The sequence below is a fragment of the Cohnella phaseoli genome, from assembly GCF_003386235.1.
Classification (GTDB): Bacteria; Bacillota; Bacilli; order Paenibacillales; family Paenibacillaceae; genus Cohnella; species Cohnella phaseoli.
In genome coordinates this window covers 40,718-65,415 of the sequence record NZ_QRDZ01000043.1, presented here as the reverse complement: position 1 = coordinate 65,415, position 24,698 = coordinate 40,718, and the positions used below count along the sequence as shown (strand labels likewise).

Genomic DNA, 24,698 nt, shown 5'->3' with positions numbered 1-24,698 from the left:
CGACGTCGTATCCGCTTCCTGGACCTCTTCGTGATCAAAATTGGACTTTTTGAACTACCTCTTTTAGTGATGGAATAGGCGTACGCCCGAATATACCATTACCATATTATAGTCGTTCGCAGCTTGCACCACTTCTTCGTCGCGCAGCGACTTGCCGGCTTGGATGACGTATTTGACGCCGCTCCGGCTGGCCCGGTCGAGATTGTCGCGGAAAGGAAGGAAAGCGTCGGAGCCGTAAGAAACGCCTTGCAGACCGTTCAGCCATTCGCGCTTCTCTTCGCGCGTCAGACGAGTTGGCACAACCTCGAAGCAGCTTTCCCATGCCGCTTGCTCGATTGGCGTGACTTCGTCCTCCAGCCACAGGTCGATCGCATTGTTCTGCTCGGCGCGAGCCAGACCTTCACGGAACTTCATGTTCAGTGCGGCCGGATGCTGACGAAGATACCAGCGGTCTGCCTTGTCCCCGGCAAGACGGGTACAGTGAATACGGGATTGCTGGCCTGCGCCAATGCCGATCGTCTGGCCGTCCAGCGTGTAGCAGATGGAGTTGGATTGCGTGTATTTGAGCGTAATGAGCGCCACAAGCATGTCGCGCTTGGCGCTGTCCGGAATTTCCTTATTCGCGGTAATGACGTTCGCTAGGTCAAACACGGAAGCATCCGGCACGGCGCTGTTGCGCTCCTGTTGAAACTTCATGCCGAATAGCGTACGAGTCTCGATCGGTTCCGGCACATATTCCGGATCGATCTGGAGAATCAGATACTTGCCGCCCTTCTTCTGCTTCAGAATATCGAGCGCTTCAGGCGTGTAGCCGGGAGCTACGACCAGGTCGGACACTTCGCGCTTAAGCAGCGTTGCCGTCGATGCGTCCACGACATCGCTCAATGCAGCCGCGTCTCCGAAGGAGGACATGCGGTCCGCTCCGCGCGCGCGGGCGTAAGCGATTGCTAGCTCCGAGAGCCCTTCCGCCTCGACAAAATAAGCTTTAGCCAGTTCAGGCGACAGCGGCGCATAGACGGCCGTGCCCGCAGGGCTGACGTGCTTGAAGGATGCGGCTGCCGGAAGTCCGGTCGCCTGACGAAGCTCGCGCACGAGTTGGAACGCGTTCAGCGCGTCCAGCAGATTGATGAAGCCCGGGTCCCCGTTCAGTACGGTCAGCGGTAGCGGTTGGCCGTCCGCGCTGAATAGCTTCGCTTCTTTCTGGTGCGGGTTCATGCCATAGCGTAAAGCAATTTCGTGATTCTCGCTCATGGATTGTTTTCGTCCTCTCGTGTTTTGCTTCGTTGCCTATATAAGTGTTGAACCAATGAAGGTGAAGTCCATATCATTCCGAAAAGGATGGCTTTGCCGACTTCAAACTGCTTGAGTTAGCCGAGACGAATACTCACTTTCCGATCGTTTAACGTCACGCGGTCTTCCGCAATCCAGCGAACCGTCTGCGGCAGCAGTTCATGCTCGATCGCATGCACGCGCTCTCCCAACGAATCCTCCGTATCTTCTTCCCGCACCTCGACCGATTTTTGCGCGATAATCGGGCCCGTATCCATCCCACCGTCGACAAAATGTACCGTAACGCCGGTCAGCTTAACGCCGTATTCCAAAGCCTGACGAACCGACCGCACTCCTGGAAAAGAGGGCAGAAGCGCCGGGTGAATATTGATCATCCGTCCGTAAAAAGGCTCCACCAGCGTCGCAGTGACCAACCTCATATAACCCGCCAGCACGATCAATTCGACGCCTTCGGCGCGAAGACGGTCGACGATCTCCGCTTCATAGGCTTCCCTTGTCTCATACGATTTCGGGTTGAACAGATGAGTCGGCACGCCAAGCGACTCCGCCCGCTGTACGACTCTCGCCCCCGGCTTATCGCAGACGAGGAGCGATACGGTCGCAGGAATGCCCTGTCCCCATATCGCTTCGACGAGTGCCTGAAAATTGCTTCCGCTTCCGGAAGCGAACACGGCTATTTTTAACGGCTGCTGTGCTTTCGCTTGGTCAACCGAGGTCATGGCAGCTCAACGCCGTCGAAGGTTACGATTTTGGAGCCTTCCGTCACCGTTCCGATGCGGTATGCTTGCTCGCCCTGCTCCTTCGCGATCGCCAGCGCCTGCTCGGCTTGCTCCGCAGGCACGACCAGCACCATACCGACGCCCATGTTAAACGTCGTAAACATATCGCGATCGGTAATGCTGCCTACGCGCTGCATCAGGCTGAAAATCGGCAGCACCGGCCAGGATCCGCGGTTAATGTCCACGTTAACGCCTTCCGGCAATACGCGTGGAATGTTCTCGATGAAACCGCCGCCCGTAATATGGGCCATTCCTTTAATTTTGACGGATTCGAGCAATTTAAGGATTTGCTTCACGTAAATGCGCGTCGGCTCGATCAGCACATCGCCCAGCGTACGGCCTTCCAGCTCTTCCGGCTTGTCCGCCAACGCATAGCCCTGCTGTTCCAGCAGCAGACGACGAACGAGCGAAAAGCCGTTCGAGTGAATGCCGCTCGACGCCAGCCCAATGACCGCGTCTCCGGCTTGGATCGTGGAGCCGTCGATTGCCTTCGGACGATCTACGATACCCACTGTGAAGCCAGCGATATCGTATTCGCCGTCGGAGTACATGCCTGGCATCTCAGCCGTCTCGCCGCCGATCAGCGCGCAGCCGGCTTGCTCGCAGCCGTCGGCTACGCCTTTAACGATGGCCTCGATTTTCTCGGGAACGACTTTGTCGCAAGCGAGATAATCGAGGAAAAAAAGCGGCTCCGCACCGGTAACGATAACGTCGTTAACGCACATGGCCACCGCGTCGATGCCGATCGTATCGTGCTTGTCCATCGCGAACGCCAGCTTCAGCTTCGTGCCGACGCCGTCTGTGCCGCTAACGAGCACCGGCTCCTCATACTTATCTTTGTTCAGGCTGAACAATCCGCCGAACCCGCCAAGACCGGTCAGCACTTCCGGACGGAACGTTTTCTTAACGTGCTTTTTCATCCGCTCGACCGCTTCGTTGCCTGCCGCAATATCGACCCCGGCCTGTTTGTACGCCTCCGACAATGATTTCAGCTCCCTTAATAGTTGTAAACTCTCACACGTACACCTATACGCATACACGAATACGCGCCTCTGTACCTGACTCGCTCATAAAACACACTAACTCTTTATAATTTCGGAGCGAATAAGCCCGCGTGGCGGCCTTATTCCCGCTTCCCCAACCGTCGGAGAACCGAATAAGTCCCTGCCGCACCCTTATTCCCGCTTCCCCGACCGCAGTGGACCGAATAAGTCCCTGCCGCACCCTTATTCCCGCTTCCCCGACACCGGTGGACCGAATAAGCCCCTGCCGCACCCTTATTCCCGATTCCTCGCCGGCGATGGACCGAATAAGTCCCTGCCGCACCCTTATTCCGGCTTCCCCGACCGCAGTGAACCGAATAAGTCCCTGCCGCTCCCTTATTCCCGCTTCCCCGACCGCGGTGGACCGAATAAGTCCCTGCCGCACCCTTATTCCGGCTTCCCCGACCGCGGGGACCGAATAAGCCCCTGTGGCGGTCTTATTCCCGCTTACCCGACCTCGGTGGACCGAATAAGTCTCTGCCGCTCCCTTATTCCTGACTCCCCAACCGTCGGAGAACCGAATAAGTCCCTGCCGCACCCTTATTTCCGCCCAGCCGCCTCCCCCCGCCGCAAATCAATCGCAGCTGCAAGAAGTCAGCTTAGCGTCCTCGAACCGCACCGGCGTCGGGTAATCGTTATTAAAGCAAGCCATGCACAAGCCGTTGGCGTATTCGTCCGGGTAGATGCCGACGGCGTCGCGCAGCCCTCTTTCCGTCAGGAAGTAGAGCGAGTCCGCGTTGATCGCCTGGCGAATCTCCTCGACCGACTTGCTGGAGGCGATCAGATCCGCCGGATTCGGCGTATCGATGCCGTAGTAGCACGGGTTCATAAACGGCGGAGAAGTAATCCGCACATGTACCTCAAGCGCCCCGGCCTCGCGAAGCATGTTGACGATCCGCAGCGAGGTTGTACCCCGCACGATCGAATCGTCGATCATGACGACGCGCTTGCCTTCCACGACTTTGCGGACGGCGGACAGCTTCATCTTAACGCCCTTTTCGCGCAGCTCCTGCGAAGGCTGGATAAACGTCCGTCCGGTATATTTGTTTTTGATCAAGCCCAGCTCGTAAGGAATGCCCGTCTGCTCCGCATAACCGATCGCCGCAGAAATACTCGAATCCGGCACCCCGGTCACAATGTCCGCATCGACAAAAGACTCCTGAGCCAGAATCTGCCCCATCCGCTTCCGCGTAGAGTGCAGGTTAGCCCCGTAGATGTCGCTGTCCGGACGAGCGAAGTAAATGTACTCCATCGAGCACATCGCCCGCCGCTCCATCGGAGCAAAACGATCTTCCCGTAGCCCGTCCTTATCCAGAACAAGCAGTTCCCCCGGCTGAACGTCGCGGACGAACTCGGCGCCAATTGTCTCCAGCGCGCACGACTCGGAAGAGAAAATATACGCCTCTCCCAGCCGCCCCATCACCATCGGACGAAGCCCTTGCGGGTCGCACGCCGCGATCAGGTAGTCCTTCGTTTGAATCAGGAATGCGAAGCCCCCGATCAACCGCAGGAACGCGTCCTTAACCGCTTCAACCAAATCCTTGGAGGACCGCGCAATCAAATGCGCAATAACCTCCGTATCGCTCGTAGTCTGAAAAATCGATCCCGATTCCTCAAGCTCCTTACGAATAATCGGCTCGTTGACCAAATTTCCGTTCGTACAGACCGCCAGATCGCCGCCGCGATATTTGAACACGAGCGGCTGAGCGTTCCCCAGATGGCTGGAACCGGAGGTGGAATAACGAACGTGACCGATTGCCTGTTTGCCCTTCAGAGATTCGAGACGGTCGCGGTCAAACACTTCCTTGACCAGTCCCATCCCCCGATGATAGTGGAACGTGCCGTCATCCGACGTGCAGATGCCGCAGCTCTCTTCGCCTCGGTGCTGCAGCGCATGCAGACCGTAATAGGAAAGGTTGGCCGCGTCGGGATGACCGAACACCCCGAACACGCCGCACTCTTCCTTCACTATGTCGAAAATGGATTCCTTGCTGCCGTTGCCCTCGTTGTAATAATCCCCGGTCCAGAGCCGCGTCACTTCTGTTCCCCCGTTCGCAACGCTAGATGTCATGCGTTCTTACCGCTCATGTGGTTTGGAATCGCCTGCGACCATGCCGCGCGCAGTTCCGCAACAGCAGCGTCGATGGCAACATGCCCGCCAACGCTCACCTTCAACCGATCGCCGCCAACCGTACCCAGACGCTGAACCGGCACGCCAGCAGCCTTCAAGAATGCCGCCAGACCTTCTGCCTTCTCAGCTCCAGCCGTCAGCAAAATCCGCGACTGCGATTCGCTGAACAAAGCCAAGTCCGGACGCAAATTCGTCTCGAACGTTACATCCGCGCCCAAGCCGCGGCCGAAGCCCGCTTCCGCCAGCGCAGCCGCGAGACCGCCTTCGGACAAGTCGTGAGCCGAAGCGACCAGACCGTCGCGAATCGCGCCCAGCACCGTTTGCTGCAGCTTCTTCTCCGTCGCCAAATCCAGCTCCGGAGGACGGCCTTCCGTTACGCCGTGAACCGCATATTGGAACTCGCTGCCGCCGATTTCCGCCTTCGTCTCGCCAAGCAAGAAGATAACGTCGCCTTCCGCTTTAAACTCCTGCGTCGTAATATGATCAACATCGTGTACGAGACCAACCATGCCGACAACCGGCGTTGGGTAGATCGCTCCGCGCGTATTTTCGTTGTACAACGATACGTTACCGCCGATAACCGGCGTGTCCAGGAAGCGGCAAGCTTCCGCCATGCCGTCGACCGCCTTCTCCATCTGCCAGAACACTTCCGGCTTCTCCGGGCTGCCAAAGTTCAGGTTGTCCGTAATCGCCAGCGGCTCAGCGCCGGAGCAGACGATATTCCGTCCCGCTTCCGCAACCGCGATGCGTCCGCCGACTTCCGGATCGAGATACACATAACGTCCGTTACAGTCCGTCGTCATCGCCAAGCCTTTGCGCGTGCCGCGAATCGTCACGACCGCCGCGTCCGAACCCGGACGAACCGCCGTTTCCGTGCGCACCATGTAGTCGTATTGGTTGTAGACCCACTCTTTGCTGGCCAGCGACGGCGAACCGAGCACCTTCAACAAAGCGCTGTTCAAATCCAGCACTTGCTCATAACGATTCGTGTCTACCGAACCATTCTTCAAATAATATTCTGGAACCGCAGACGGCTTCTCATACACCGGGCAGTCGTCAACGAGCGCCTTAACCGGCATATCGCCGACCAGTTCGCCTTTGTGGAACAGCTTCAGACGGCCGTCGTCGGACACTTTGCCAACCTTCGCGCAGTGCAAGCCCCAACGAGCAAAAATCCCCTTAGCCTGCTCCTCATGCTGAGGCTCGCAAACAAACAGCATCCGCTCCTGCGACTCGGACAGCATCATTTCATAAGCTGTCATGCCTTCCTCACGCTGCGGCACTTCATCCAGGTACAGCTCCATGCCGTTGCCCGCTTTGCTCGCCATCTCCGCGCTGGAGCAAGTGAGTCCCGCCGCGCCCATATCTTGAATGCCAAGCACGATGCCGGAATCGATCAGCTCCAAAGTCGCTTCCATAACAAGCTTCTCCATGAACGGATCGCCGACTTGAACCGCCGAACGCTTCGCTTCCGACTCCGCCGTCAAATCCTCGGACGCGAAAGTCGCGCCATGGATACCGTCGCGGCCCGTAGCCGGTCCGACGTAAAACACCGGGTTGCCGATGCCTTTGGCGACGCCGCGTTGGATTTTATCGTGATCGATCAGCCCAACGCACATGGCGTTAACGAGCGGATTGCCTTCATAAGCTTCGTCGAACATAATTTCGCCCGCAACCGTCGGGATGCCGATACAGTTGCCGTAGCCCGCGATGCCGCTAACAACGTGCTCGAACAGGTAACGCACGCGCTCATTTTCCAGACGGCCGAACCGCAACGAGTTCAGCAGCGCCACCGGACGAGCCCCCATCGAGAAAATATCGCGAATAATGCCGCCCACGCCCGTCGCCGCGCCTTGGTAAGGCTCTACTGCGGACGGGTGGTTGTGCGATTCGATTTTGAACACGACCGCTTGGTTGTCGCCGATGTCGACGATGCCCGCGCCTTCGCCCGGTCCCATCAGGACGCGCGGCCCCGAAGTCGGGAATCTGCGCAGCAGCGGCTTGGAGTTTTTGTATGCGCAGTGCTCGGACCACATCACGCTAAAAACGCCAATCTCCGTATAGTTAGGCTGACGCCCCATAAATTCGCAGATCAGCTCGTATTCTTTTTCCGATACGCCGAATTGCTTGTAGATTTTCTGCTCCGCGATCTGCAGGGCTGTTGGTTCCTTAGCGGATACTTGCTGCGCCATGACGTTCCCTCCAAGCGTTTAATACTGACTTAAACATCCGCGCGCCGTCGGCGGACCCGAGAATTTCCTTAACCGCCCGCTCCGGGTGCGGCATCATGCCCACAATATTGCCCGCTTCGTTGCACACGCCGGCGATGTCGTCTACCGAACCGTTCGGATTGTCGCCCGCATAGCGGAAAACGATCTGATCGTTCGCCTTCAACTGCGCCAGCGCCGCATCGTCCACATAATAGCTTCCTTCGCCGTGAGCGATCGGAATTTGAATAACCTCGCCCTGCGCGTAGTCGTTCGTAAAGCCGGTTTTGTTGTTCTCGACAACGAGACCGACCTGATGACAGCGGAATTTCAACGAATTGTTGCGAATGAGCGCTCCCGGCAGGAGGCCCGCTTCGGTCAGAATCTGGAACCCGTTGCAGATACCGAGAATAAACTTGCCTTGCTCGGCCGCCTTCTTCACCTCGGCCATGACCGGAGCGAATTGTGCGATGGCGCCGCAGCGCAGATAGTCCCCATAGGAGAAACCGCCCGGCACGAGAATTGCGTCATAGTCCGACAGATCGGTCGCCGTATGGAACACGTAATCGACTTGCTCGCCTACCGTATCCTCTACCGCCTTGTAGCAGTCAATGTCACAGTTGGAACCCGGAAACACCAGTACCGCGAATTTCATGAGCGCCTCAGCCCTCCAATTCGAAACGATAGTCTTCGACAACCGTGTTCGCCAGCAGCTTTTCGCACATCACCTTAAGCTTCTCTTCCGCTTGCGCGCGATCGTTCGTATCCAGCTCAAGCTCCAAATACTTGCCAATTCTCACCTTGCCTACTTCGCCGAATCCGAGCGTATGCAGCGCGCCTTGCACCGCGTTCCCTTGCGGGTCGAGCACGTTTTCCTTAATCGTCACGTATACCTTTGCTTTCATGGGGAGGTTCCTCCTGATTTGTAGGTTGGTGGATGGTTTCATCTATAAGAACGTCTTGCGTGTGAAAAAGTAAATCCTCGTGCAGATGCGACCAGCTAGATCCATTTGGGTGATACGTTACTCGTAGCGAGACTTTAGCGCCGACCCTTCCGGTCTGACAGACCGTTACACACTCTCGCCTGCCACTTTCGCCGACTCTTCCGGTCTGACAGACCGTTACACACTCTCGCCTGCCACTTTCGCCGACTCTTCCGGTCTGACAGACCGTTACGCACTTCCGCCGACCACTTTTGTCGACTCTTACGGTCTGACAGACCGTTACACACTCTCGCCGACCACTTTGGCCGTCTCTTACGGTCTGACAGACCGTTACACACTCCCGCCGACCACTTTCGCCGACTCTAACGGTCTGACAGACCGTTACACGCTCCCGCCGGCCACTTTCTCCGACTCTAACGGTCCCACAGACCGTTACGCGCTTACGAGCCTGCGCCGATGCGAGCTACTACTACTCCATCAGCCTGCGAGCGATGTCGCGGTAACGGTCCGTCGTCGCAGCGACGACTTCGGCCGGCAGCGCTGGAGGCGGGCTGTTCTTGTCCCAATCCGATCCGGCCAAGTAGGCGCGAACCGGCTCCTTGTCCATGCTGTCGATCTCGACGTCAAGCTTGTAGTTCTCCTCCGCCCAAAAGCGCGAGGAGTCCGGCGTGAACAGCTCGTCGATGAGGATGATCTCCCCATCGATCAGGCCGAACTCGAACTTGCAGTCGGCGAGGATAATTCCCCGCTTGGCGCAATAGTCGCGACCAAACTCGTACAGCTTTAGGCTGCGCTCACGCAAAGCCTCCGCCAGCTCCGCACCGACACGGCGAGCCATCTCCTCGAACGGGATGTCCTCGTCGTGGCCGACGTCGTTTTTGCCGGCAGGCGTGAAGATCGGCTGCTCCAGCTTCGAGTTCTTGTGCAGCCCTTCCGGCAGCTTAATGCCGTTAACCTCGCCGGAAGTCTGATACTGCCGCCAGCCGCCGCCCGTAATGTAGCCGCGAACGACGCACTCGATGTCGACCCGCTGCGCCTTGCGGCTGACCATGATCCGTCCGGCCAGCTTCTCCGGCTCGGTCACGATGTCGCCCAGCAGCGCCACATCCGTATGCACGACATGGTTCGGCTGAAAACCAGCCGTTTGCTCGAACCAGTGCGCGCTCAGCCCGTTCAGGACGCTGCCTTTTCCGGGAACCGGGGGATCCAGCACATAGTCGAACGCCGAGATGCGGTCCGTTACTACAATTAATAAGTGCTCGCCGAGATCGTACAGCTCCCGGACCTTGCCTTTGTGAATCAGCGGGGCGTTCACGAGCCCTTCGGCCGTCGCCAAAGCTTGGGTAGTCATTGCTGCCTCCTAGCGGCGCATGCTAGCGCGCGTATTATTTCAAGCCCAAGGGTTCGTCACGAAATTAGAGGTATTTTATTTCGCAACGAGACCCAACCGGTCGAAAATCGTATCCACATGCTTCAAATGCCAAGTCGGATCGAAGCAATCGGCAATCTCCTCAGCGGACAGAACGTCGGTAATTTCCTTCGTCGACTGCACGATATCGCGGAAATCGCGCTGTTCCTCCCAAGCCTGCATCGCGCGCGGCTGCACCGTGTCGTACGCCTGCTCGCGGGCGAAGCCTTTGTCAATTAGCTTCGTCATGACGCGTCCGGAGAACGGCACGTTATACGTGCTTCTCATGTTGCGCTTCATGTTTTCCGGGAACACGGTCAAGTTCTTCACGATGTTGCCAAAGCGGTTCAGCATGTAGTTAAGCAGCATCGTCGCGTCCGGCAGGATGATCCGCTCCGCCGAGGAGTGCGAAATGTCGCGCTCATGCCACAGCGGCACGTTCTCGTAGGCGGTCAGCATGTGGCCGCGAATGACGCGGGACAAGCCGCTCATGTTCTCGCAGCCGATCGGATTGCGCTTGTGCGGCATCGCCGACGAGCCTTTTTGCCCTTTGCCGAACGGCTCTTCGACTTCGCGGAACTCGCTCTTCTGCAAGCCGCGGATTTCCGTCGCGAACTTGTCGATCGACGTGGCGATCAGCGCCAACGTCGCCATATATTCCGCATGACGGTCGCGCTGCAGCGTCTGCGTCGAGATCGGCGCAGCTTGGATACCGAGCTTCTTGCATACGAACCCTTCCACTGCAGGATCGATGTTGGCGTACGTGCCGACCGCGCCGGACATTTTGCCGAACTCGACGCCCGCGGCTGCATGCTCGAACCGCTCCAGGTTGCGCTTCATTTCCTCGTGCCACAGCGCCAGCTTCAAGCCGAAAGTCGTCGGCTCGGCATGAACGCCGTGCGTACGGCCCATCATCGGAGTGTTCTTATATTGAATCGCCTGATCGCGAAGGATGGCGATAAAGTTCTGAATATCTTTGCGCAAAATTTCATTCGCCTGACGAAGCAGGTAGCCCATCGCCGTATCGACGACGTCCGTCGAAGTGAGGCCGTAGTGCACCCATTTGCGTTCCGCTCCGAGACTTTCGGATACGGCGCGTGTAAAGGCGATCACGTCATGGCGGGTTTCCAGCTCGATCTCGTAAATGCGGTCGATGTCGAACTTGGCGTTTTTGCGCAGCTCGACCGTGTCTTCATGAGGAATGTGTCCCAGTTCGGCCCATGCCTCGCAGGCGCACAGCTCGACTTCCAACCACGCTTGGAACTTGTTTTGTTCCGTCCAGATCGCCCGCATCTCGGGCCGGCTATAACGTTCTAACATGTGTAATTAAACCCTCCATATTTTCGATTGAGCAATCCATTCCAGCGCCGCGTCCACATTCGGAGCAAGCACGTTCAGATGGCCCATCTTGCGCTTATGTTTGGCTTCCGCCTTGCCGTACAGGTGAACCTTGACCTCGACGCCCAGCTTCTCGGCCGCTGAATCCTTCTCGCCCATCCATTCCAGCAACGGCTCCATATGCTCGCCGAGAATGTTCGCCATGACGACCGGCGTCAGCAGCGACGGATCGCCGAGCGGCAAATCGCAGATCGCCCGAACATGCTGTTCGAACTGCGACGTGCGGCAGGCTTCCATCGTATAGTGACCGGAGTTGTGCGGTCTTGGCGCCAGTTCGTTGACGTACAATTCGCCGTCCGCCGTAAGGAACATTTCGACGGCGATCAGACCAACCGCACCCAGCGTCTCCGCGATCGAAACCGCGAGCTTCTCGGCCTCCGCACGAACCTTGTCCGAAATGCGCGCCGGAACGATGGATAGATGCAATATATTATGAACGTGGATATTTTCCGCAGGCGGGAACGTCTTCACTTCTCCCGAAGGGCTTCTCGCCGCGATCACGGAAATTTCCTTATCGAAAACAATAAACTTCTCCAGCACGAGCTGCGTACCGACCCGACTCGCCTCTTCCCAAGCCGTCGCCAGCTCGTCCTCGCTGCGCAGCACCCACTGGCCTTTGCCGTCGTAGCCGCCGGTTGCGGTTTTCAGCACCGCCGGGAGTCCCAGCCGAGCCGCCGCTTCCTGCAACCCGGCCAGGCTCTCGATCTCGGCATAAGGCGCAACCTGCGCCCCGGCCGCTTCGACCGCCTGCTTCTCACGCAGCCGATGCTGCGTCGTGTACAGCAGCTTGCTGCCCTGCGGCACGTACGATTCGCGCTCCAGCATTTCCGCTACGCCGGCGTCGACGTTCTCGAACTCGTACGTGATCACGTCGGAGCGCTGCGCCAATTCCCGCGCCGCCTCCCGATCGTCGTACGCCGCCACGATCTGCGCCGCCGTCTGTCCGCACGGGCTGTCCGGCGTCGGGTCGAGCGTCACGAAGCGGTAGCCGAGCCGATTGCCCGCATGAGCGAGCATCCGTCCAAGCTGTCCGCCGCCGAGCACGCCGATCGTTGCACCGGGCAGAATCGCGCGGCGCGCCGATGCCGTCTCAGCCTTCGGCCCCGCTTCTGCACCTGCCGCTTCCGCACCAGCCTTCAAGCCTGCCTGCGAGTCCGCCGCTTCCGTCTCCCCGCCAGCCTCTTGCCCGTCCTCAGAGCCCGGAATCGCACAGCCAAACTCATCGCAAGCCGCGCCTTCGCCCTCGAACAGGTTGACAAGCTTGTTCACGTTATCCCCTCCGCTCATGAAGGCAGCTCCGCATTGTCCAGCACGTCCTGCGTAATGCGCTCGCGCCTTGCGGCGACACGCGCCTGGACCTCGGGATCGAACGAGCCGATGAATTGCGCCGCGAGCAAGCCCGCGTTCGTCGCGCCGGCCGCGCCGATCGCCACCGTCGCGACTGGAATGCCGCCCGGCATCTGCACGATCGAAAGCAACGAATCCAGCCCGTTCAATGCTTTCGATTGAACGGGCACTCCGATAACGGGCAGGACGGTTTTGGCCGCGACCATACCCGGCAGATGAGCGGCGCCGCCGGCGCCGGCAATAATAACCTTCAGACCGCGTTCCACCGCGGTTTCCGCATATTCGAACATCAAATCCGGCGTCCGATGCGCGGAGACGACTTTTTTCTCGTACGGAATGTTTAACTCCTCAAGTATCTCGCACGCCTTCTTCATCGTTTCCCAATCCGACGTACTTCCCATGATGACGCCGACAAGTGACGACATGATTCCACCCTTCCCCGGTTGCGTTCTGTTCTTTTCCGCCATAAATGAAAAAAAGACCGATGGGAACATCAACAGTATTCCCCAATCGACCTACGTTCTCCACTTTCGACACGATCACCCGTAGCGACAAGACAAAGCCCGAACCTTGATGGGGTTCGCGCTTCTATTTTATGCCACCTGCGACTGCTGCGTAGTCCGAAAATTAGGGTTTTCGGGTAGAGACGTTCGGGCCGATTCCCGACATATACGCGCTTGGCGCCTTGCCTGTCGAAAGGCAAGTCATTTTGCTTATTTACGCTTCTAAGTTTACCTTAGAGCAAGGGGGACTGTCAAACAAAGACGAACGCTTTCATTGATAAAGATTATTAATGTTCGGTTTTTCACGCAATCTCTGTACAATGGTTTTGTTAGCGCTCGTAATCAATCGACATTATTCCCAAATTATTTTCACTGCGCATAAAAATCTCAATCTTTGAACCCGTCGGTAGCTCTGCTATATATCCATTATGTTCAGCCCCGTACTGATCCTCACGTTCAACATAAGCAAAGTTTTTAATTTCCCCTTGGCGTTCCATTCTGCTTAGCTGCTCTTGATAAAACGCTTTGAAATCATCGGCACTCACATAGGCCAAATAAAATGGAGAGCACGCGTCTTCTTTCCCTTTAAATACCATTCTTTCAGGAAGGGGAAGCGCCAGATTTTTTAATTCCTCTATATATTCACATTCGAACGCACGGCTTGGAAACAAATAGCTTTTCACATAATTATTAAATGTTGAATTCCAGAAATAAAACAAAAAAATAACAAGGACAGGTAGGGAAACCATCAAAAAATACCGCGTATGTCTTTTACCTTTTTTTAACTGGATAACTACAGCGAAAACAATCACGCCAACCACCAACAAGATACTATAAGGGATGTATAGCATGTTTCCGGCCACCGAACGCCCCTCCCCGTAAAATCATATCTTCATGACTCCCCCCCCCATAGTAAAACCCCGCCCCACCTCCGTCAATTCGGAAGTGAAGCGGGGTTGATTTATGCCATGAGCCCGCGAAGGCTCATAAACGCGATTATTCTCCGCCTACGAATACGTAGCGCGCGATAACGATGAAGAACAGCACCCACATGAGCCAGTGGATTTTGTGCTTTTTGTCGCCGGCCAGGTTGGCAACGAACGCCAGCAGCACGTAAGAAACGATACCAAACGAAATCCCGTTGGCGATGTTGTACGTGAACGGCATGATCGTAACCGTCAAGAACGCCGGAATACCGATGACGAGATCCGTAAAGTCGATTTCTTTAACCGATTGCACCATGAGCACGCCAACGATGATCAGAGCCGCGCTTGTAGCCGGTCCCGGAATTAGCAGCGCCAGCGGCAAAAGGAACAGTGCAAGCAGGAAGCATGCGCCCGTCGTAACTGCTGTCAGACCGGAGCGTCCGCCTTCGGCGATCCCCGCGGAGCTTTCTACGTAAGCTGTTACCGTACTTGTGCCGAGCATCGCGCCGCCGCTGACTGCAAGAGAGTCCACGAACATCGCTTTGCCGACTTTTTTGTTGCCTTCTTCTTTATTTTTGAAAAATCCGGCTCTGTTGGCCGTACCGACCAAGGTTCCGAACGTATCAAACAATTCTACGAACGTGAAGGTAGCGATCGCCGTCAGCAAGCCTGTCGTAAACAGATCGGCGAAATCCATATGCCAGAAGTTCAGCTCGCCGAAGTTCGGAGTCCAGCTTGCTTCCTTCAATGTATTAAAGTGAACGAGGTCAACGCCCGGAAGAGCGCCAAGCAACGTAATAACCAACATACCGATCAGAATTGCGCCTTTAACGCGCAGTACCATCAGCAGGGCGATAATGCCCAGACCCACGATTGTCAGCCACACCGTAGGATCCTTCAGATGTCCCATCGTCAACAGCGTTCCGCCATCTTCGAACGTAATGATCGACATCAGGCCGCTGTTTTTCATGCCTACGATAGCGATAAACAAACCGATACCGACCGTAATCGCATGCTTCAGCGCATCCGGAATGGCCACGACCAGAATCTGTCGAACCTGCGTTACCGTTAGGATGAAGAAAATAATCCCTGAAATAAATACGGCCGCCAAGCCCATCTCCGCCGTAATCTCGTGACCGGTCGCCTTGGAGGTGATAACCGTTGTCGCGAAGAAGGCGTTCAGGCCCATCCCCGGAGCGAGCGCAACCGGAAAGTTAACGAACAAGCCCATTGCGATCGTAAAAATACCAGCCGCCAACGCGGTTGCCAGGAATACGGACTCGAAAGACAGTCCCGCTCCCGATAAAATGCCTGGGTTAACGACTAGAATGTAAGCCATCGTCATGAAGGTCGTAATCCCTGCCATGATCTCCGTGCGTACGTTCGTTCCCAGTTCCTTCAGCTTAAAGAAACTTTCCATGTTCCCATAAACTCTCCCTTCAAAATTTGAATGAATTGGAACTAAACCAAACATAAAAAACCCAGAAGACTTCTCCTCTAGGTTCCGCACAACCGGGAAAATCATTCCGATAGGCGCAATCGCCCCTCGGTCTGCTTCCCTTTTCGTAGACAGATCATTTGCGGTGACCTCGTAGAGACTCCCGGGCCGATTCCCGGGATTATACGAAAAGATTATTCAGTTGTTGCTTGTCCATCACATATTCTAGGTCGAAAGCCCTTCGATGTCAACGATTATTTACGTATATTCACAGGCGGTAAGCGGATATAATGTTCGGAAATTGCATTCTTGTCTGGTGGGAACCTTGTCGAAACTTCTATTGAAAGCGAAAACAAAGCATATGGTGGATGGAAAATACAACAATCGCCCCGGGCTGCGGCCCGGAGCGACTGCGATCTATCGATTGTGCGAGGGGGTTTCGATTGTGACTGTGACTGTGACTGTGATTGTGATTGTGACTGTGACTGTGACTGTGATTGTGATTGTGACTGCGATTGCGGTTACGGTCGCGATTCGAGCAGCGCCACGATCAGCTTCGCCGACTCCGCGCGGGTTCCGCCGGCCAGCGGGCGGAACTTGCCGTTCCCGCTGCCGTTCACCAGTCCCAGCTCATGCGCTTTGGCTACCGCTTCCTTCGCCCACGCTTGAGCTCCGCTCATGTCGGAGAACGTATGGCCTCCGTTTGCCCTCTGTACAGCTGTGCCATGCAGAATCTCATAGGCTCTGACGATCATAGCCGCCATTTCCTGACGGGAAATGCCTGCAGCCGGGCGGAAGGCGCTGCCCGATGAGCCGTTCACCAAACCCGCTTCCTTCGCGGCGGCTATCGCTTCCGCATACCAGGTCCCTTGAGCCACGTCCGCGAAGCCGGCTTGACTCGAAGCTTGAAGCCCCAGCTCGCGGACAAGCATCGCCGTGAATTCGGCGCGCGTCACTTCGCGATTCGGAGCGAACCGCTCTCCGTCGATTCCGTTGACGCTGCGACTTGCCGCCAGCTGTGCGACATACTCGTATGCCCAGTGACCGGACGGCAGATCCGCATAGCTCATTTTGTAGTCAAGCAGCATATAGGTGCGACCTGGGACGAGATCGACTTCCGTTCCGTTAGCCGTTCTCTTGCCCTTCACGTACGTCGCCGTTCCGTCGGCGGCAATCTCGTACACTCCTGTCAGCTTGTTCTTCGTTCCCGCGGGAATCGTCAGCGTCGCATTCGCAGCTCCATTCTTGTGTTCCCGTTTGCCGTCCGCATCCAAGGAGGACAGGCTAATTCGGAATGCCCCGGCGACTTGCGTCAACGTTGCTTTCTCTTTCTGCTGCGCCTGACGAACGCGCTCGGCCGATTTCGCCGCTTCGTCCACGACAACTTCAAGCGCCAGCCATTCGCCGCTTACAAGTCCCGCAGCCGCCGACCGCAATTGGGCCGGGGACAGCTTCAGAACCAGGGAGCCTCTCACCGTCAGCTCCAGCCCTCCGTTTTTAAGCGCGTCGCTCGCATTCGCCGGAAGCCGTACTTCTCCGCCCGCTCCAGCTATAGTAATGCTCAGCTTCCCTTCGGATTGCGCTTTGGCCCATTCGGCATCCGTCACAGAGCGAATCGGCAGGCCCGACTCGTTGACGGACGGATCCGGCTGCGGATTCGGGTTCGCGCCGCCGGACGGGCTTGACGGGGTGCCCGGGGAAGGAGTGCCTGGGGACGGATCCTTCTTCACGATCGTATGGTCGTCCACGAGATCCCCGTTTTCCGTACGGGCTTGAATCTGTATCCGATCTTGACCGATTTCGATGGCGGAGTATACCGCAACGTTGTCGTCGAATACAAAATCGAGATAATCGTATTTCGTTCCGTCGTAGAACTTCCAGCCCGACGCTCCGCCGTCCAAATAAAGCGTGCCTCTTTCTCCGTTTTTAAGCGGCTGGCCCTGCTTCATCGGATACGTGCGAGCATAGATGTGATCGTGCCCGACGAGCACAAGGTCGACTCCCTGCTTTTCGAGAATCGGAGCGAAATAGGTTTGCGTGTATTCAATCAGCTTGTCCCGTCCCGCCTCGGTGTGGTAAGCAGGCCGATGGAACATCGCGACCTTCCACTTTTTCTTGCTCTTGGCCAGATCCGCTTCCAGCCATTCCGCCTGCTTGATCATATTTTCCTCGGTCGCCTCGGAATTGAGCACGACAAAGTGCGCGTTCCCCGTATCGAACGAATAAGCGTATTTCTTCTGCGTGTCCGGGCCGTTGTCCGGGAAGCCGGTTCCTCTGGTGAAAACGTCCTTGCCTTCGCTCTTCACGTCGTGATTGCCGATCGCCTGGGCCGAAGGCACGGAAGTGGCGTAGATCGAGGAAGCTTCCCAGAATCGGTTCCATTCGTTCAGCGCGCCGCCATTGTCCACGATGTCGCCGCCGTGCATGACGAATCGGGTATTCGGATAATTTTCGAAAACGTTGCCCATCAGCCTCTGATAGATTTCAAGACCGTTGTCTTCCTTCGTATGCGAATCGGTGACGAACACGAACGACACAGGCGTATTCTGGCCGGACGGAGCCGTACTGTAGCCGTACCAATCGCTCCAATGTCCTTCATAGCCGACGCGATAATAATACTTCGTATTCGGCTGCAGACCGGAGACGAGCGCTTGGTGGAAACGAATCTCTCCTTTAGGCCCATTCTCCGTTTGGCTGAGCAATTGGAGCACGGAATTCGCTGCGGCCGCAGTCGCATGGCCCTCAGCCAACTCCGGATTGCCTTGCGGAAGCTCGCTTTCCTTCACGTACTGAATATAATTTTGCGGGACGGAAGGAGCCGTCTGCCAGGCAACGCTAAGCTTCGTCGCCATGTCTTCGCTCACGTAGGTCTGGACGTACAGCGGTCGTTCCGGACCGAATTGAGGGACGACGGCAAATGTTAGGCGCTCGCTTAATCCGTTGTCTTTGACCGCCTGAAGGAACCATACGCCCTTAGCCAGCGTCCCCAGTTTCGTACGAACTTGGCCTTGCGCGTCTGTCAGCCCGATTCCTTGTGCAAGATCTTCTTGCTGAACGTCGGCAGACGGAATCCAGCCCATTCCGCTGCCGTCGGGCAGGAACGCTTGGACGAACCCGGATGTTGCGCCTACAGTCGCGAGCAGTTGACGACCTTGTCCCAGCTCCAGCTTAACCGCCGAAGACGAGTCTGCGTTTGTGTACACCTTCGATTGAGGAGCGGTTACGGTGACGTAGGTTTGCGGACCGTTCGGGTCCGTGAACTCAATCCGCGCACCTGGAACTGGCGCGCCGTTGCCGTCCTTCACCGTAAAGATGCTTTCCGTCCCGAGCGACGTTCCGTTTGCTTCCAATTGGTAAGCGAAGCCGAGGCCGTAGCGGATCGGAGCGGCGAAGGAAGGAATAGAAACGTCGCCCGCATAGCCTAAGCCGCCTTCGATCATTCGCACGCTCTTATACGTTTCTCCGCGTTCCATCTTGGCGTTCCGGTTCACTTCGAATTCGATGTTGGCCAGCGGTGCGGCGGAAGCTCCGTTCAGCCCTGCGGCGCTGAATTTCACGCTGCCTCCGACATTATCGATGTCGGTATGCACGCCGATCAGATCTGCGCGTTCTGCGACATTGCGCGCTTGCAGCGTCGCGGGATCGAACTGGATCGTCGCATAGACGCTTTCCGCTACGCTGATGTCCTGAGCCTGCAACAGGACATGAAACGGCACTCCGCTCTTCGCTTCCGCGGGAGCGGTCATAGCCAGGCGCTCGCCGTGTTCGACTCGAAAAGTATATTCGATTCGCGCAGGGTTGCCCGCCAAGTCGCGCGCCTCGGCAACGGCTTCATGGTAACCCCCGCCCATCGCCGCGCCTGGCGAGAACACGGCAACGCCGTTCTCAAAAACGGACGGCGCAAAAGGTTGGCCGTCAATCGTCAGACGCAAAGACGCCGGATCGATACCGGTTCCGAAGTCGGACGCGGCCAGCGAAATTTCCGATATCGGCGCATTCACCGTCTGATCAGGAGTTGGATAAACGGCGGCCAGAGTCGGCACCGTCGTATCCTCGGCCACGGGATCGTAGATCAGCCGGATATCGTCGACCCAGATCGAGCCTTTGTTTTTCTTGCCGATATCCCTCTGCTTCATCTGCAGAAACAGCTCCAGCACGATCGGGGCCGCCTTTCCTTGCTCGATGTCGACTTCGAGATAACGCCAGCCCGTCCAGTCGATGCCAACGCTTTCGTCGGCGTAATGCTCCATTTCGAAAGAACTGCTGTTTCCGTCGCGGAACTTGGTCGTAAGCAGATGGCCGTCATTGTTGGCATATACCCACATGCCGATCTTTTGCGGATAGCCTTGAATCGGAATCGTATAAGGGACGGCGCCAATCGAGATTTGCGACGGGTTGTCCTCGATCCCGATCATGTCGTAATCGATTCGCGCGGAATAAGCGCCGTTGCGCACATATTTCGGGTTCGATTCGAGCGACAGACTGCCGTCGAACACCCGTTTTTTCTCCAACCGGACATTGCCCAAACCGTTCTCGAAATCCTCCAGCATAACGACACCCGATGGGGCCGCATAAGCCGTATCCGCTCCGATAACCGCTTGCGGCACATACGGCGCAAGTACAGCCAGCGACAGCATAACGGCGAATAATTTGTTTATTAGGCGACGACCTTGAGACTTCACAGACCTTCACGCTCCTCTGATTATCCAAAGCTGATGATTACAGTGGACAAACCACCATTTACCATCGTAGCGCCGCTTTGTCACCGCCGAATCATCCCCGTGTAAACCGCACGTTTATTTCGTTACCTCCCCTAGGGCGTGTATGCCACGCCCTGTCTCCCATAGCACAAAAAAACCTCCAGCGGCTGGAGGCAGTGGGATAATCGATATTGAGCCAATCGGATTCGATTTCGCCAACAAGCAAAAATGCCTTCGGCGTACCGGCTTAACCTAGGCGCTGAAGCAAAGCTTATTGCTCAAATCTATGGAGATGAGGCGGGGAGTTCGGCTCGATCCGCTCAGGGCCTAGACGACTTGTGGGACTAAGGTGGAAAAACCGCTTTAAAAGTGCTTCCGCACTTTTTTAGGGGCGAATAAGACGGGTTTTCCGCTTTAATTCCGCATAATCGCTTATTCTATAAAAATAAGCCTGGTTTTCCTTCTTAAATCGCCCGATTTCACTCATTTTGTAGAACTAAGGTGGATTTTCCGATTTAAATTTTCTGCTTGATTGGACTCTGCCGGGCAGCGAATTTTACACTTTCCGAATTGTAAATATTCAAATCCGACTGACTTCGCCGTTCACAAACCAAGTTCGCGAGCCGTCGGAATCCGTCTTGGAATCGATGTGCAGATACACCGCGCTGCCGTCAAATTTCTCCCAAAACAAAATTACGCGATCCTCGTTCGGACTGATCAAAGCGCCGGGATAGAGATCGCCTTTCTGCAACTCGGACTTCCTTTGATCGCTGAAAAGCGCTTCGTTAAAGGTCGACACTTCTTGATCCGGCAATCCGTTCGTTAGCTCCAGATCAAGATCTCCGCTGCTGACCAACTTCCAATCCTTTACGGATATAATACTGTTCAGCTTATCGGCAACCCCGTTCCAACTGGTGAGCAGCTTCTCAGCCACCTCAGGCTGCATCTTCTGCTCATCCGCAAAGGAAGGATGAACATTGTAATAGAGCTTGCCTTCCTTAACCCGTTCCAGATAAGAATCGCGATTCGTTCCTGCGTACCCGATTTGGGTCAACACGATCAAGAAAATTAGACTCCCCAATGCGAGCACGAACCATTTCACCCATTGGTCTTTAGAAAATATCATTTTGTAAAAAACCTCCGGAAATCAATCTGATATTATTCAGACGATTTACAGAGGAGAAATGTTCTCTATTTTGGAAGAATTTCCACAGAAGACCGTCCGCTTATAAGCGATCAACTGCTAAACTTATGGAGTGTAATATAATTATCATGGCTATTGATAATTTGCTTAATGACCGGAAACTCTTCTTTCATCTTTCTTGTATCTGATTTTACATCTTCAACATCGCTTTTAACGTTCGCTACTTTGGCAATTAATTGCGTACCGATTTCATTGCCTTGCCTGGTCAAGCCTTCGAGACGATCAAAACGATCATCCATCTTTCCGAACTCTTTGTGGAATCCGTCAAGACGTTCGCTCATCTTTCCGAATTTCCCCGGCAGCCCTTCAAGATGATCAAGACGCTTGTCCATCTTTTCAACTTTCCCGTCCAGCCCGTCAAGACGCTTGTCCATTTTTTCAACTTTCCCGTCCAGCCCGTCAAGACGCTTGTCCATTTTTTCAACTTTCCCATCTAGCCCGTCAAGACGCTTGTCCATCTTTTTAAATTTCCCGTCCAGCCCATCAAGGCGTTTATTCACCTTATCAAATTCTGTAGGCAGTCCCTCAAGGCGATCAAGGCGTTCATTCATCTTTCCAAACTCCGCGCTCAGCTCTCCAAATTTCCCGTCCAACACCTCAAGCCGCTCACTCACCTTGCTAAACTCTGCATGCATCCCTTGAAGCAACGCTTTTAACTCTTCCATTATTCTTCCCCTCCAATCCGTTTTTTTTCAATTCCTTTGATGTATGTCCGAATCTCTTGATATAACCTCATCATATCGTATAGCAGTAGCCCTGAGCAACAATTCGGCCTTGATTTTAATCTTAAAAAACTCCCTCCCATTTGCTGAACAACGCAAACAGAAGAGAGTTCTTTTTTAACGCCTATAGCTGCACATCCGCCTTATTCCCACTCAATCGTAGCCGGAGGCTTGGACGTAATGTCGTACACGACGCGGTTGACGTTCTGAACTTCGTTGACGATGCGCACGGAGATTTTCTCCAGTACGTCCCACGGGATGCGCGCCCAGTCGGCGGTCATACCGTCGATGGAGGTTACCGCGCGGATGCCGACGGTGTACGAGTACGTGCGCCCGTCGCCCATTACGCCAACGCTCTTCATGCCCGGCAACGCAGTAAAATACTGCCAAATCTCGCGGTCAAGCCCCGCCTTGGCAATCTCGTCGCGCAGAATCGCGTCGGATTCGCGCACGATTTCCAGCTTGTCCTCGGTCACTTCGCCCAGCACGCGGATCGCCAGTCCAGGTCCCGGGAACGGCTGACGCATCACGATCGCTTCCGGCAGGCCGCATTCCGCACCGACCTTGCGCACCTCGTCCTTGAACAGCGTCTTAAGCGGCTCGATCAGCTTAAACTTCATGTCCTCCGGCAAGCCGCCGACGTTATGGTGGGACTTGATCGTCTGGGCCGTCGCCGTGCCGCTCTCGACGATGTCGGTGTACAGCGTGCCTTGAGCGAGGAAGGTAAAGTCGTCAAACTTCGCCGACTCCTCCTCGAACACGCGGATGAAGTCGTTGCCGATCAGCTTGCGTTTTTTCTCCGGATCGTCTACGCCCTTCAAGTTGCCGAGGAACCGCTCGCTTGCATCGATCTTCACGACATTCATGCCGAATTTGCCAACGAACGTCTCCATGACGCTCTCGGCTTCGCCTTTGCGCAGCAGGCCGTGATCGATGAACATACAGGTCAGTTGATCTCCGATCGCCTTGTGAATCAGAATGGCGACGACGGAAGAATCCACACCGCCGGACAAGGCGCACAGCACCTTCTTGTCTCCGACTTCCTGGCGAATCTCCGCAATCATATCGTCGATAAACGAGCCCATCGTCCAGTCGCCTTTACAGCCGCACACTTTGAACAGGAAGTTGCCGATCATTTCATTGCCGTGCACGGAGTGTCGTACTTCCGGGTGGAACTGCACCGCGAAAATTCGGCGGTCCGGGTTGCTCATCGCCGCAACCGGAGCATGTTCCGTGCTCGCATCGACGCGGAAGCCGGTCGGCAGCTCCGTAACATGATCGCCGTGGCTCATCCATACCGTCTGACGGCTATCCAGTCCTTGCGCAAGCGCCGAGCCTTCCGCGAAATCGATGTCCGATTTTCCGTACTCGCGTTTGTGCGCCGGTTCGACTTTGCCGCCCTGCTGATGCGTGATCAATTGCATGCCGTAGCAAATGCCGAAGATCGGCACGCCAAGCTCGTAAATCGCCGGATCGACCGTAGGCGCTCCTTCCGCATAGACGCTAGCCGGTCCGCCCGAGAAAACAATCCCCTTAGGAGCCATCTCGCGAAGCTTGTCCGCCGACGTATTAAATGGAAGCAACTCGCTATATACGCCCAAATCGCGAATGCGTCTGGCGATCAGCTGGTTGTACTGTCCGCCGAAATCGAGTACGACGATCATTTCATGCTGGTTGTTAGTCACTGTTTAAACCGAGCCCCTCTCAATCAATTGAAGCTATTATAGCTTTGCGGCTTAGACAGCGTCAAGGAGAAGGGCGTACGCATCCGCAGCCGCCGATTGATCGGATGACCGTTCATTAATCAAGCTCTTGGTATTGCTCATGCCCCGTCCATGTCAGAATCGCCCGGTCGTTATGCCAATGCACGGAAATGCCGGTTTCGAAAAACTCGGTCAAAGTCGATTCCGTCAGCACTTCCTTCGTTTTGCCCGTTTGGAATACTTCCCCTCTGCGCATGAGCAGACAGTGGCCGAAAATCGGCACAATCTCCTCCGTATGATGCGTAACGTAAATAAGAGTAGGCGCGTCGGGCCGCTGCGCTAGCCGCTCGATACTGGAAAGCAGCTGCTCCCGAGATATGAAATCGAGCCCGTTGCAGGGTTCGTCGAGAATAAGCAGTTTCGGAGACGCCATAAGCGCTCTGGCAATGAGCAGCTTCTGCTTCTCCCCCTGCGAGCAGGTCTGGTACCTCCGATCGATCAGATGAGAGCAGCGCAGCTGTCCCATAAGCTCGATCGCGTATTCCTCGTCTTCCTTCGTCGGCTCGTCGTACAAGCCGATTGAAGCGAACTTGCCGCTCATCACGACAGACTGCGCCTTGTCTCCGGCAGACAGCCTTTCCTGTAAAGAGGAGCTGACCCAGCCGATCGATTTGCGCAGCTCGCGCAGGTCGATCGTGCCGAATTGCTCTTCGAAGACGCTGACCGTTCCCGTCGTTGGCCATAGATAACCGTTGATCATGTTGAGCAGCGTCGTTTTACCGGAGCCGTTCAGCCCCAAAATCGCCCAATGCTCCCCTTTGTTCACCGTCCAGTTGACATTGTGCAGAAGCGTCTTCTGCTCCCTGCGCCACGATAGGTTATCGACTTCAATGATAGCCTTCTTCAATGTTCGTTCACCCCTTCTCTAGCTCCGCTCTCGGCAGCGGCTGGCACA

Annotated in this window: 19 protein-coding genes and 2 riboswitches; all 19 genes read right to left on the bottom strand. The window is 55.8% G+C overall.

The window, feature by feature from the left end:
• Positions 1-63 precede the first annotated feature (63 nt).
• Entirely contained in the window at positions 64-1,251 is a 1,188-nt protein-coding gene (locus DFP98_RS34635) for a phosphoribosylaminoimidazolecarboxamide formyltransferase (protein ID WP_116065208.1), read from the bottom strand.
• A gap of 116 nt (positions 1,252-1,367) precedes the next feature.
• On the bottom strand, positions 1,368-2,009 hold the full coding sequence (gene purN / locus DFP98_RS34630; protein ID WP_116065207.1) for a phosphoribosylglycinamide formyltransferase: 642 nt from the start codon (positions 2,007-2,009) through the stop codon (positions 1,368-1,370).
• Positions 2,006-3,052 carry a phosphoribosylformylglycinamidine cyclo-ligase gene (gene purM / locus DFP98_RS34625; protein ID WP_116065206.1) on the bottom strand — a complete coding sequence of 349 codons (1,047 nt, stop codon included), beginning with the start codon at positions 3,050-3,052 and terminating at the stop codon, positions 2,006-2,008. The genes purN and purM overlap by 4 nt, the downstream gene beginning before the upstream one ends.
• 43 nt (positions 3,053-3,095) lie before the next feature.
• Positions 3,096-3,650 (bottom strand): hypothetical protein, encoded by a 555-nt coding sequence (locus tag DFP98_RS34620; protein ID WP_116065205.1) that lies wholly within the window; start codon positions 3,648-3,650, stop codon positions 3,096-3,098.
• 36 nt (positions 3,651-3,686) lie between these two features.
• Positions 3,687-5,183 (bottom strand): amidophosphoribosyltransferase, encoded by a 1,497-nt coding sequence (gene purF, locus DFP98_RS34615; protein ID WP_116065204.1) that lies wholly within the window; start codon positions 5,181-5,183, stop codon positions 3,687-3,689.
• The gene (purL, locus tag DFP98_RS34610; protein ID WP_116065203.1) at positions 5,180-7,435 is read right to left on the bottom strand and encodes a phosphoribosylformylglycinamidine synthase subunit PurL; all 2,256 of its coding nucleotides are present in this window, start codon (positions 7,433-7,435) and stop codon (positions 5,180-5,182) included. The genes purF and purL overlap by 4 nt, the downstream gene beginning before the upstream one ends.
• Positions 7,413-8,105: a phosphoribosylformylglycinamidine synthase subunit PurQ gene (gene purQ / locus DFP98_RS34605; RefSeq protein ID WP_116065202.1), complete on the bottom strand. Its 693-nt coding sequence runs from the start codon at positions 8,103-8,105 to the stop codon at positions 7,413-7,415. Before purQ ends, purL begins: the two co-directional genes overlap by 23 nt.
• A gap of 7 nt (positions 8,106-8,112) precedes the next feature.
• Positions 8,113-8,355 carry a phosphoribosylformylglycinamidine synthase subunit PurS gene (gene purS / locus DFP98_RS34600; protein ID WP_116065201.1) on the bottom strand — a complete coding sequence of 81 codons (243 nt, stop codon included), beginning with the start codon at positions 8,353-8,355 and terminating at the stop codon, positions 8,113-8,115.
• 508 nt (positions 8,356-8,863) lie between these two features.
• A complete protein-coding gene (locus DFP98_RS34595; RefSeq protein ID WP_116065200.1) occupies positions 8,864-9,745 on the bottom strand; it encodes a phosphoribosylaminoimidazolesuccinocarboxamide synthase in 882 nt (293 codons plus the stop codon).
• 75 nt (positions 9,746-9,820) lie between these two features.
• Complete coding sequence (gene purB / locus DFP98_RS34590; protein WP_116065199.1) at positions 9,821-11,122, bottom strand: adenylosuccinate lyase; 1,302 nt, start codon at positions 11,120-11,122, stop codon at positions 9,821-9,823.
• Positions 11,123-11,128: 6 nt separating this feature from the next.
• On the bottom strand, positions 11,129-12,487 hold the full coding sequence (gene purK / locus DFP98_RS34585) for a 5-(carboxyamino)imidazole ribonucleotide synthase (RefSeq protein ID WP_246017031.1): 1,359 nt from the start codon (positions 12,485-12,487) through the stop codon (positions 11,129-11,131).
• Positions 12,484-12,972, bottom strand: a complete 489-nt coding sequence (gene purE / locus DFP98_RS34580) for a 5-(carboxyamino)imidazole ribonucleotide mutase (RefSeq protein ID WP_116065198.1) — start codon at positions 12,970-12,972, stop codon at positions 12,484-12,486. The genes purK and purE overlap by 4 nt, the downstream gene beginning before the upstream one ends.
• A 188-nt stretch (positions 12,973-13,160) precedes the next feature.
• A riboswitch (purine riboswitch) is annotated at positions 13,161-13,222 on the bottom strand.
• Positions 13,223-13,379: 157 nt separating this feature from the next.
• Positions 13,380-13,913, bottom strand: coding sequence for a hypothetical protein (locus tag DFP98_RS34575; RefSeq protein ID WP_116065197.1), 534 nt, complete (start codon positions 13,911-13,913; stop codon positions 13,380-13,382).
• A gap of 133 nt (positions 13,914-14,046) precedes the next feature.
• On the bottom strand, positions 14,047-15,396 hold the full coding sequence (locus tag DFP98_RS34570; protein ID WP_116065196.1) for an NCS2 family permease: 1,350 nt from the start codon (positions 15,394-15,396) through the stop codon (positions 14,047-14,049).
• A 126-nt stretch (positions 15,397-15,522) separates the two neighbouring features.
• Positions 15,523-15,623: riboswitch (purine riboswitch) on the bottom strand.
• Between the two features lie 312 nt (positions 15,624-15,935).
• Positions 15,936-20,096, bottom strand: coding sequence for an S-layer homology domain-containing protein (locus DFP98_RS34560; RefSeq protein ID WP_116065195.1), 4,161 nt, complete (start codon positions 20,094-20,096; stop codon positions 15,936-15,938).
• A gap of 598 nt (positions 20,097-20,694) precedes the next feature.
• Positions 20,695-21,240, bottom strand: coding sequence for a hypothetical protein (locus tag DFP98_RS34555; protein ID WP_116065194.1), 546 nt, complete (start codon positions 21,238-21,240; stop codon positions 20,695-20,697).
• Between the two features lie 110 nt (positions 21,241-21,350).
• On the bottom strand, positions 21,351-21,983 hold the full coding sequence (locus DFP98_RS34550) for a hypothetical protein (RefSeq protein WP_116065193.1): 633 nt from the start codon (positions 21,981-21,983) through the stop codon (positions 21,351-21,353).
• A 200-nt stretch (positions 21,984-22,183) separates the two neighbouring features.
• Positions 22,184-23,704, bottom strand: a complete 1,521-nt coding sequence (gene guaA, locus DFP98_RS34545) for a glutamine-hydrolyzing GMP synthase (protein WP_116065192.1) — start codon at positions 23,702-23,704, stop codon at positions 22,184-22,186.
• Positions 23,705-23,840: 136 nt separating this feature from the next.
• Positions 23,841-24,650 carry an ABC transporter ATP-binding protein gene (locus tag DFP98_RS34540; RefSeq protein WP_116065191.1) on the bottom strand — a complete coding sequence of 270 codons (810 nt, stop codon included), beginning with the start codon at positions 24,648-24,650 and terminating at the stop codon, positions 23,841-23,843.
• Between the last annotated feature and the right edge of the window lie 48 nt (positions 24,651-24,698).